This window comes from Fodinibius sp., assembly GCF_041642155.1.
GTDB lineage: Bacteria > Bacteroidota > Rhodothermia > Balneolales > Balneolaceae > Fodinibius.
This window is the reverse complement of record NZ_JBEPWZ010000085.1, coordinates 1-10,824: the sequence shown is the minus strand read 5'-3', so window position 1 is coordinate 10,824 and position 10,824 is coordinate 1. Positions and strand designations below refer to the sequence as shown.

The 10,824-nt window shown below is 48.2% G+C and carries 8 protein-coding genes and 1 tRNA gene; 5 read left to right on the top strand and 4 right to left on the bottom strand.

What is annotated here, in order from left to right; translation table 11 throughout:
- The first annotated feature begins 209 nt into the window (after positions 1–209).
- Positions 210–2,999: an aconitate hydratase AcnA gene (gene acnA / locus ACESLU_RS07045; RefSeq protein ID WP_372637090.1), complete on the top strand. Its 2,790-nt coding sequence runs from the start codon at positions 210–212 to the stop codon at positions 2,997–2,999.
- Between the two features lie 394 nt (positions 3,000–3,393).
- On the opposite strand, the gene ACESLU_RS07040 is transcribed toward acnA, so the two are convergent.
- From ACESLU_RS07040 to ACESLU_RS07030, 3 genes are all read right to left on the bottom strand, one after another.
- Positions 3,394–3,478: transfer RNA gene (locus ACESLU_RS07040), tRNA-Leu, on the bottom strand.
- Positions 3,479–3,719: 241 nt separating this feature from the next.
- Entirely contained in the window at positions 3,720–4,334 is a 615-nt protein-coding gene (locus ACESLU_RS07035) for a DUF4168 domain-containing protein (protein WP_372637087.1), read from the bottom strand.
- Positions 4,335–4,486: 152 nt separating this feature from the next.
- The gene (locus ACESLU_RS07030; RefSeq protein ID WP_372637085.1) at positions 4,487–4,852 is read right to left on the bottom strand and encodes a DUF3127 domain-containing protein; all 366 of its coding nucleotides are present in this window, start codon (positions 4,850–4,852) and stop codon (positions 4,487–4,489) included.
- Between the two features lie 411 nt (positions 4,853–5,263).
- Between ACESLU_RS07030 and ACESLU_RS07025 the strand changes: the two genes are divergently transcribed.
- The 3 genes from ACESLU_RS07025 to ACESLU_RS07015 all read left to right on the top strand — a co-directional run bounded on the left by ACESLU_RS07025 (position 5,264) and on the right by ACESLU_RS07015 (position 7,686).
- Complete coding sequence (locus ACESLU_RS07025; RefSeq protein WP_372637082.1) at positions 5,264–6,517, top strand: glycosyltransferase; 1,254 nt, start codon at positions 5,264–5,266, stop codon at positions 6,515–6,517.
- 73 nt (positions 6,518–6,590) lie between these two features.
- On the top strand, positions 6,591–6,779 hold the full coding sequence (locus ACESLU_RS07020) for a hypothetical protein (RefSeq protein ID WP_372637079.1): 189 nt from the start codon (positions 6,591–6,593) through the stop codon (positions 6,777–6,779).
- Positions 6,780–6,924: 145 nt separating this feature from the next.
- Positions 6,925–7,686, top strand: coding sequence for a hypothetical protein (locus ACESLU_RS07015; RefSeq protein ID WP_372637076.1), 762 nt, complete (start codon positions 6,925–6,927; stop codon positions 7,684–7,686).
- A 135-nt stretch (positions 7,687–7,821) separates the two neighbouring features.
- Here ACESLU_RS07015 and galE read toward each other — a convergent pair whose 3' ends face one another.
- The gene (gene galE, locus ACESLU_RS07010; RefSeq protein WP_372637074.1) at positions 7,822–8,829 is read right to left on the bottom strand and encodes a UDP-glucose 4-epimerase GalE; all 1,008 of its coding nucleotides are present in this window, start codon (positions 8,827–8,829) and stop codon (positions 7,822–7,824) included.
- Between the two features lie 513 nt (positions 8,830–9,342).
- On the opposite strand from galE, the gene ACESLU_RS07005 reads away from it, so the two are divergent.
- The coding region (locus tag ACESLU_RS07005) for a basic secretory protein-like protein (protein WP_372637071.1) at positions 9,343–10,824 on the top strand (1,482 nt) is incomplete at its 3' end.

Genomic DNA, 10,824 nt, shown 5'->3' with positions numbered 1-10,824 from the left:
GTTTCTGTAGCAAAAAATATTAATTAAAGCGGTACTGATCTAACTACATGTAATTTGTTAAGTTTTTTTAAATTGTTATTATAAAACATGGTTTAGTTTCGCCTGTTAAATTATAAGCATCTACCTGTGAAAGTACGAACGATTATTATAACTTGTAGAGGTTGGAAAAGCTTTTAAAATCATAAGCCAGACATGAGGGTATAGCCGATATGCAAGAACAGATTAAAGAAATCACCAATACACTTGAAACCTCGAGTGGGAGTTTCGATTACATCAGTATCTCCCAGCTTTCAGAGGATCATTCTAATATAAAAAAGTTGCCCTTTTCCATCCGCATCCTGCTGGAAAATGCCCTCCGAAATTATGATGGTTTCCTGGTAGATGATAATCATATTACCAATTTGTTGAATTGGAGTCCGGAAGGCAGCGAGAATTCTATTCCCTACAAACCTGCACGGGTATTAATGCAGGACTTTACGGGCGTTCCCGCGGTGGTAGATATTGCGGCAATCCGTTCTGAGGCTATCCGTAAAGGAAAAGACGGGGCAAAGATCAATCCTAAAGTACCGGTAGATCTAATCATTGATCACTCGGTGCAGGTGGATTTCTTTGGAACCGACTATGCTTATGAGAAAAATGTTGAATATGAGTATAAGCGCAACAAAGAGCGTTATGAGTTATTAAAGTGGGCGCAGAACGCCTTTAACGATTTTACGGTCGTGCCGCCGGGTATGGGCATTTGCCACCAGGTGAATCTGGAATATCTTGCCAAAGGCGTGGTTGCACGCGATGGCTGGGCCTTTCCTGATACATTGGTAGGTACGGACTCTCATACACCCATGGTAAATGGGATTGGCGTTGTTGGCTGGGGCGTTGGTGGAATTGAGGCCGAAGCAGCACTGCTTGGACAACCCATCTATTTTACGACTCCCAAAGTGATCGGTTTGAAGCTTACGGGAAAACTTCCGGAGGGGATCACCTCAACCGATATGGTGCTGGAAATCACCAGAAAGCTACGAAAGCATGGGGTAGTAAACGATTTTGTAGAAGTATTTGGTGATGGATTAGATCATCTTTCGGTACCGGACCGAGCCACCATTTCCAATATGTCCCCCGAATTTGGCTGTACCGTTACGTACTTCCCGATTGATGACCAGACTATCCGATATATGGACAGTACAAATCGGGATGAGGCTCAACTTGAACTGGTAGAAAAATACTGCAAGCAAAATCTGTTGTGGCGTACCGGTGAAGAAGAAATTGAATATAGTGATGTGGTAACGGTCGATCTTTCTGAATTAGAGCCTACTGTTTCAGGGCCGAAACTACCGCATGAAAAAATTCTGGTCAGAAAGCTGAAAGATCAGTTTAGCCATTTACTTAAGGAAGTGCATGGCAGGGATTACCTGCCGCGGGAAAGACGCGAGGTATGGTATGGCGAGGGGGGATCGGGTACGGAAGTACACCAGGATGATGAGCTTGCTCAAGCGCAGCGACAGCAAGTTAGCGACGTGGAAGTAAAAATGGATCGGGACAAGCTGCGATCAGTACACATCAGGCGCGATAATGAAGAATATATTTTAAGTGATGGTTCCATTGTGGTAGCAGCTATCACTTCCTGTACCAACACTTCCAATCCCTCGGTAATGTTGGGCGCAGGACTGGTTGCCCGCAATGCCATTCAAAAAGGGCTTGACGTAAAACCCTGGGTAAAAACATCCCTTGCGCCGGGTTCCAAAGTGGTGACCAACTATTTAGCACGCTCCGGGCTCCTGAATGATCTGGAGGCCTTGCGTTTTCATGTGGTGGGTTATGGTTGTACTACCTGCATTGGGAATTCCGGTCCATTACCTACACATATTGAAAAAGCTATTGATAAAAGCGACCTTGTAGTGTCTTCCGTACTAAGCGGCAACCGCAATTTTGAAGCCCGTATTCATCCCAAGATACAGATGAATTTTCTGGCTTCGCCCATGCTCGTTGTCGCTTATGCTATTGCCGGCCGCGTGGACATCAATTTAATGGAGGAGCCGCTGGCGACGGACGCCAACGGGCATGAGGTATTTCTTAAAGATATTTGGCCGACCCAGGCTGAAATCCAGGAAGCCATTGAAAGCGCTACTGCCAGGGAAGATTATGAACACGAGTACTCGGTCATTTTCGATGGGGAGGAACAATGGCAAAATCTGGAAGCCCCAACGGGCCTGGATTATGAATGGAAAGAAGATTCGACCTATATTAAGGAAATCCCGTTTTTTAAGGGCATCAGTGAGAAACCTGAACCCATGCAAAATATCCAGGGTGCCCGGGTATTGATGAAATTGGGAGACTTGGTCACAACCGACCATATATCGCCGGCCGGTGCATTTGCTGAAGACAGTCCCGCAGGAAAATATTTGAAATCAAAGGGGATTGAAAAGGGAATGTTCAATTCATATGGTTCACGACGCGGAAACCATGAAGTAATGATGCGTGGTACATTTGCAAACGTACGTATCAATAATGAACTTGTCGATCAGCAGGGTGGCTATACGATTTATTTCCCTGAAAGAAAGGAAATGCCGGTGTATGATGCTGCCATGAAATATAAAGAATCCAATACGCCCTTAGTGGTACTGGCGGGAAGCAGCTACGGGGCAGGCTCCTCTCGTGACTGGGCCGCCAAAGGTACTGACCTTTTGGGAGTTAAGGCTGTGATCGCTGCGTCCTATGAACGCATTCACCGGTCGAACCTGGTAGGCCTGGGCGTGCTGCCTCTGGAATTCAAAAACGGTGAGAATGCCGACAGTTTAGGACTCACGGGCGAGGAAATTATCAGTATTAATGGTATTGAAGAGGGACTTGCACCTGGAAAGGAACTGGAAGTGGTTGCTGAACACCCGGAAGGTAAAAAGACTGAGTTTAAGGTGATTGCCGGATTGGATTCTCAAATAGAAATTGAATATGTAAAACACGGTGGAATACTGCAATATGTACTGCGTCAGTTTTTAGAGGAGTGAAAAGGGATCCTGAAGTATGGAAATCAAAGTTTAGCCAGGCTCTGATAAATTAATTATATTTCCGTATCTCTCTTGATGAATAGTTAGGCCTTGCAGGTTGATAGCTTGCAGGGCTTTTTATATTGAAAATTAAAAATATTGTGTAACCTTCCTGTACTTCGATCGTCTTATTTATGGTGAAACCAACGACACTGGTAACACTGGATAGCCAGGCCCTGTATCTTGACCGGTGCAGGGTTTTTTATTTATGCCCAGAACCCCGCCTAATAGAAAAGAAAAAAAGAAAGGGTTAAAATAGTTGTTGTCCCAACGTTGTCCACAGCCAAAAACGAAAGCCAAATTTATGATTATATCATATGCTGGGAATACCTGTAACTCTTTGGCAGGCAATAAGTACCCGAGGGGGGACTCGAACCCCCACGACCGCAATGGCCACCGGATTTTGAATCCGGCGCGTCTACCAATTCCGCCACTCGGGCTTCTTTCCTATACATGAAACTAAAGAAGTATATCCTTCTTTTGAGAAACCAAATATAAGGGATTGGGTTGTACTAATACAACACAGAATTATTATTTCAAGAAGACCTCGATATGAAATCGGTAAAAAGGGATAACGGAGATGGTGAGGAAATGGAGAAGGGGATAGGTGGCAAAGTAAAAAGCCCGCTACCTGGGGCAGCGGGCTTTTCTTTTAGATAAGATCTTAGCCGGTAATACAATTTAGTTACCGGAAGGGGGTTGCTGTTGCGGCATTTGTGAGCCCTGTCTTTCCTGCATCATGCTTTGTATGGTTTTTCTGAGTTCGGGATCCTGCTGGGCGGCCTGGCTGATTTGCTGGAATCGCTGCATCTCCATGCCGGCGTCTTCGACAGCAGTCGTCACTTCCTGCTGAATTTCTCCCTGGACTTCCTGAAGAGATTCGGATGCGCTCTCAAATTTTTCCATCTCTTCATCACTTATATCGGCATCCTGAGTCTGGTCCTGACTCTGTCCCTGGGGCGACTGACCCATTTGAGTTGATTGGGCAATTTTTTGATACGTTTCTACATCCAGCCCCTCTTCTTCAATGATGCCTATCATTCTCTTCTGGGCTTTCATCTGCACTTGCTGTGCATCCATGGCAGCATCAACGAAGGTTTCAGCTTCCTCTTCAGAAACATCAATGTCAGGAGCAGATTGTTGCATCTGACCCATTTGACCAGGCTGTTGCTGAGGTTGCTGCTGTTGGGATGGCTGCTGAGGCGTCTGCTCCGCTGTTTCATCGGTATCATTTTGGCACCCGATGAGCGCAAGCACTAATACAAAGGACGATAGATATTTTAAGAAATTTGTCATTATTTTTTTTATAAGGAATTTATATTATCACGGTTTGATATTTTCGAACGAATACGCGCTGATTTTATTTCCTGTTTGTATAAATTGAGCTGCAATCAGATCTGTTTGCCAGGATAACACCTGAATTTCGGGGTTAACGGCCCTGGGTGCAATTAAAAGGGAATGTCATCATCGGTGGCCGAGAGATCGATCGTCGGTTCCTCGTCATTAAACGGTGCATTATTATTCGGAGGTCCGGCCTGTATGTCACTACCTTTTTCGATTTTCCAGGCCTTTACATCGGTATACCAGTTGCCTTTGTATTCCCGGCTCTGGATATCAATGTGAGCCACGATCTCTTCGCCTTCCTGCACATCGGCCTGGTCAATATTGTCCCCCCACTGTGTGATACATACGTTCTTGGGATATTTTCCTTCCGTTTCCAGGATAAAGTCGCGTTTGCGCCAGGGACCGTTTTTACCGGTGCCCGACTGTTCTTCCAAAATTTGCTTAACGGTTCCTTTTAATTGTAAATCCATAGCGTGTAGTATGCGGTCATTCTAATAGTTGAAGGCTGCTTAAGGATAAGGTCTCCAACTCTGGCATGCAAAAATTACCTGTGAAAATTTCGCTTGGATGAGAGAGCAAAGACGAAGCGTTTAGAATTCATTTCTGTCTGAGAGACGGTGTTTCTTACCCTCTTAGGTTAAGCGATATTCTGAAAACAGCATCTTCATTAATGACCCCGAATCACGTTTATTATCCTCTTAAGTTAAGCGATTTTAGCTGCGTCGCAGGAACGTCCGGATAATTTTTTCACACCGGGTATTTTTTGATGCCCTCTTTTCCTGGCTTAAATTAAAAGGGAATACACAGAATCAAGATGATAGCAAACAAATAAAATGGTAAGTTGTACGCTCTGAACAGCAGCACAAAATTAATAACAGAACATGGCTCAATCACTGCTAATTATCGGATCGGTATGGCCGGAGCCCGACTCCTCGGCAGCGGGACGTCGTATGCTGCAGCTGATTTCGCTGTTTCAGTCCCACGGCTGGGAAATAGTGTTTGCCACTTCGGCTTCTGAAGGCGACTACGCCGCAGATCTCCGGGCGCGGGATATCCGGTGCGTGCAGACGGCTATCAACAGTTCTGAATTTGACGACTTTATAATAAAACTGCAGCCTTCGGCCGTGCTGTTTGACCGCTTTATTGTAGAGGAACAGTTCGGTTGGCGGGTTGCGGAACAGTGTCCCGATACCGTGCGTATCCTGGATACCGAGGACCTGCACTGTCTGCGCCGCGCCCGCCGCCGGGCGGTGCAGGAAGGCCGCCCCTTCGATCCCCGTGAATTGTTGGGAGATGATACCGCTAAACGTGAGGTAGCCAGTATCTTACGGTGTGATATTTCGCTTATAATTTCTGATTTTGAAATGACCTTGCTGGAAAACCTGTTTGGCGTTGAGGCTTCGCTGCTGTTTTATCTCCCTTTCCTGCTGACGTCGGTTGAGGAAGGGGACCGGGAAGACTGGCCGGGGTTTGAGGAGCGCAGGGACTTCGTGACCATCGGTAATTTTCGTCACCCGCCCAACTGGGATGCCGTGCAGTATCTAAAGCAGCAGGTCTGGCCGTTGGTCCGCCGGCAGCTGCCGCAGGCGGAGCTGCATATCTACGGGGCCTATCCCTCCCGGAAAGCAAGGCAGTTAGACTGTCCGGGGGACGGCTTTTATATCGAGGGGAGGGCGGGAGATGCCAAAGGAGTCGTTCGAAGCGGAAGGGTGACGCTTGCTCCTCTTCGGTTCGGGGCGGGGCTCAAGGGCAAACTGGTGGAGTCAATGAGGTGCGGGACGCCCAGCGTAACGACCAGTATCGGGGCGGAGGGGCTTTCGGGCCGCCTGCCGTGGAGCGGAGCCGTTGCGGATGAACCCCAAAGGATTGCCTCGTCCGCTGTTCAGTTGTATACTGACCGGGAAGCCTGGGCCCGTGCGCAGCAGCGAGGTATTCGTATTATTAACGAGCGGTTTGATAAAGAGCAGTTTGCGGACGAATTTACCGACCGGTTGGGTACTATCCGGCAAAACCTGCGACCGCACCGCCGCAACAATTTTATAGGTGGGATCTTACTGCATCATACCACGGCCAGCACCAAGTATATGTCCCGGTGGATTGAGGAAAAAAACCGGCTGGGAAAGGAGATGGAATGAGTCGGGCATTCGTATGGTTGTTATATTTAAGCAGTAGTGAATTCCGATAGGTGTATAAGCCGGTGCTATTTCCATGGTAATAATTTTGGCAGCAGTCGTCATCGGGATCCTTGTCCTGGCCTGGTTCTGGAAGATTCCGGTCAGGGGCCTGGTCCGGGCGCTTGAAAAAGACGGGAGCAGTAGGGCGGAAGCCTATGTGATTGTTCTTTTACTGCTGGGAGGATCTGCCGCGGTCATGTATTTGATCATGGAAGTGCTGTAAAGCTTTGAGGTAGAGGGCTGGCCTCATTTTAAAAAACATCAGTCAGTTTTTATATAAATTATTATGTATAACAATATTTTATTCCCAATTAATTACTTATAGTAATTACTTAAGGTAAATTTTAACATCAATACTTCCTACTATTATGATGAAACTAAAGACGATCTTTCTCTATATGGTGTTCTCCGGTTGTTTGGTATGGAGTGGTATGGCACAGGAATCCACAACGGTTGTGGTGCGTGCCAAGGCGAAGGACGCCAAGTTTATCGGGTCCTCGATGAACGGGGCCCGCGTAACGATAACGGATATCAATACGGGGGAGCTGCTGGCCGAAGGGCTGACCGAAGGTTCCACCGGTGATACGGAACGAATCATGCGGCAGCCGCACCGGCGGTATGTGGATTTGAGCAGCGAAGGGGCAGCTAAGTTTGAGACTACTTTTGAGCTTTCGGAACCGACCTTTGTGACGATTTCCGCGACGGCCCCGGTTGCCCAAAGACAGTCCGAAGTTACTTCCAGTACCCAGCTTTGGCTGATTCCGGGGAAGGATATCACCGGGGATGGCGTAGTGCTCGAGATTCCGGGCTTTGCCATTGACATCCTTCAGCCCCAGGCACACGAGCGCAACAGCAGTGACACCATGACCATCAGGGCCAATGCGGTCATGATGTGCGGGTGTCCCATCGAACCGGGGGGCATGTGGGACAGCGACGAGATGGAATTTACCGCTGTCGTCAGCAAGGGAGAGCGGGAGGTAGCCCGGAAAGTGATGGACTATGCCGGAAAGCAAAATACCTTCGAGACCAGCTTTTCGCCCGAAGAGGAGGGAGCCTATCAAATTACAGTGTACGGTTACGATTCAAGAACGGGGAATACGGGCGTAGACCGGACCACTTTTATCAAATAGGGAATAGTAATCAGTGTGTCAAAGATAAAAGCGAGTTAGAAGCTGGAAATTAGGAAGGATTGGAAAATTTCAATAATCAATCCTTGAGTCGAAGGTTGGAAATAAGCAGCCTTAACTATCTAAAACTACTACCTGCTAATATCCGTTGGGATTCTGAGACTGCCATCGCCAGGAGTCCCTGCACATATCCAGAAGGGTGCGCCGGGCTTTCCATCCCAGCTCCTTTTCCGCTTTGCCGGGATCAGCGTAGCAGCTCGCAATGTCACCGGGACGCCGGTCGGTGATTTGGTAGGGGACCTCTTGCCCCGATGCCTCCTCGAAGGCCTTGACTACGTCCAGTACGCTGTATCCCTGTCCCGTGCCCAGGTTGTAGGTGACAACCCCCGGTTTTTCCGATAGTTTCTCCAGCGCTTTCAGGTGCCCCACCGCCAGGTCAACCACATGGATGTAGTCGCGGACCCCGGTACCGTCGTGAGTGGGATAATCATCACCGAACACCGACAGCCGGTCAAGCTTTCCCACGGCAACCTGCGTGATATAGGGCATCAGGTTATTGGGAATGTCATTGGGATCTTCGCCAATGCGTCCGCTTTTGTGCGCCCCGACGGGATTAAAATAGCGCAGAAGGGCAATATTCCAGCGTTCGTTTGCCCTGTGAAGGTCGCGCAGGATCTTTTCAATAAACAGTTTCGTTCGTCCATACGGATTGGTGGTTTGAAGCGGAAAATCTTCCCGGATAGGCACTGTATGGGGATCCCCGTAGACGGTGGCCGAAGAGCTGAAGACCAGGTTCGAGACCCCGTGTTTTTGCATCACCTCGCAAAGATAGAGCGTGCCGGTCACATTATTGTGATAATAGGAGAGCGGTTTGCTGACCGATTCGCCCACCGCCTTATACCCTGCAAAATGAATGACGGCATCAACCTCGTGCCGGGCAAAAATGTCACCCAGCGCTTCTTTGTCCAGCAAATTAGTTTTATAGAAGGTGAGTGACCGGCCGGTGATCTCTTCCACCCGAGTCAGGGCTTCTTCTTTGCTGTTCGAGAGATTGTCAACGACCACCACTTCGTGCTTGTCATTCAGAAGTTCTACGACCGTATGGCTGCCTATATACCCGGCACCCCCTGTAACCAATATATTCATCTAAGTATCTCTATGGATTAAATTAATGTCTTTGCCGTTTAAATAGATATTACAACCTGACTGAATCCTATAATACGTAAATATCGTCAATCCTCCTGCTTTGCCAAAAGTGCTGCCCAAGGCTATCCTCCCGGGAAGAAGAACGTGTTAAACAGGAAATATTTACAATATTTTGAAAAATCATACGAATCTCTCCCGATTCATTCGGGGGATAAGAAGTCAGGGAGATGTACTCCGTTAATAAACTTCATCTGTATTGAAAACAGCTCTTCATTTCCCGGAATATAAATGTAATAATGGTTCATAGAAAAAATTAAGATGTTTTAATTATGGACTTAGATGGAATAATTTTTCTTCCTGTCTCTATTGGGCATAGTGATTCTACCGGCGTTCACGGCTTTTGTAGCAACGGCCGTTACGGAAATATCACGGATAATTCTATTTATTCTCTACATGCTATTCTTTATTTTTGAAAAGTTAACCAAGAAAGGCGGTTTGACAGTGGGTAGTACGATGCGATCGGCAGCACATTATTTATCTGGCATATTTTTACCACTATTACTTCTTGCTTCTTTTTCTGTTCCTGTTGCTGAAGCCCAGTATTTCGGGCGCAACAAGGTGCAGTATGAAGATTTCGATTTTCAGATTCTGGAGACTTCGCATTTTGACATTTACCACTACCCCCGGGAGGCAGAAGCGGTAAAAGATCTGGGCCGTCTGTCGGAGCGCTGGTACCATCGCCATTCCAACTTGCTGGGACATGAAATAAGCGCGACCAACCCGCTGATTATTTATGCCAATCACGCCGATTTCCAGCAGAATGATATTGTACCCAATGTGGGGGTGGGGACCGGAGGGGTGACGGAGGGACTCCGGAACCGGGTCATTATGCCGTTTGCAGAGGCTAATCAGAGTACGAATCATGTACTGGGACATGAGCTGGTGCATGCTTTTCAATATGATATTGCCCGGACATCGGAAAAAATCGGCGGTATACGGGCCACCAGCCAGCTCCCCCTCTGGTTTATCGAGGGGATGGCTGAGTACCTGTCGGTCGGAGCGGAAGATACCCATACGGGGATGTGGCTGCGGGATGCGGTTCGACGGGAGGATATCCCCAGTTTAAAGGATCTGGCCAACAGCCGTGAGTACTTCCCTTATCGCTATGGCCACTCGGTATGGACTTATATTGGCGGAGTATGGGGCGATGAGGTCGTTCCCCCCCTGTATAGTACCAGTGCCCAGAAGGGGGTGGGTCAAGGAATAGAGGAAACGCTTGATATTTCGATGGATTCCCTGTCTACCCTGTGGCAGGAGTCCGTCAAAAGAAAATACGCCGAGACGGTAAAGGAACACAATGACCCTTCTGAAGTCGGGAAGAAAATCCTTGGAAAGTCAAAAGGCACCGGCGGCATCAATGCGGGACCTTCCCTCAGTCCGGATGGGCAGTATGTAGCCTTTATTTCAGAAAAAAACCTGTTTTCCGTGGAACTGTTTTTGGCGGATGCGGAGAGCGGTGAAATAATTCGCAGCCTGACCAGCACCGTTACCAACCCGCACCTGAATGCGCTCCGCTTTATAGAATCCGCCGGCAGCTGGTCGCCGGATGGCGAGCGTTTTGCAGCCGTGGTTTTTGCCAAAGGCGATAACCGGATTATTATTATTGATATTGAGGATGGTCATACGGTACGCACGCTTGCGTTTGAGGAAGTTGGGGCAATAACCAATCCGGCATGGTCGCCGGACGGCCATAAGCTGGCATTCTCAGGTTCGGACGGGGGCTACACCGACCTGTATATGTATGATATGCAGCAGGATTCCCTGCGGAAACTGACGGAGGATCGCTATTCGGACCTGCAGCCGGCCTGGTCGCCCGACGGCTCAGCGCTTGCTTTTGTGACGGATCGGGGGTCCGGGACCGATTTGGACAGGCTGACTTTCGGTACGTCGGTAATCGGTTTGTATGACCTGGGTACCGGCGAAATCGATCTCATG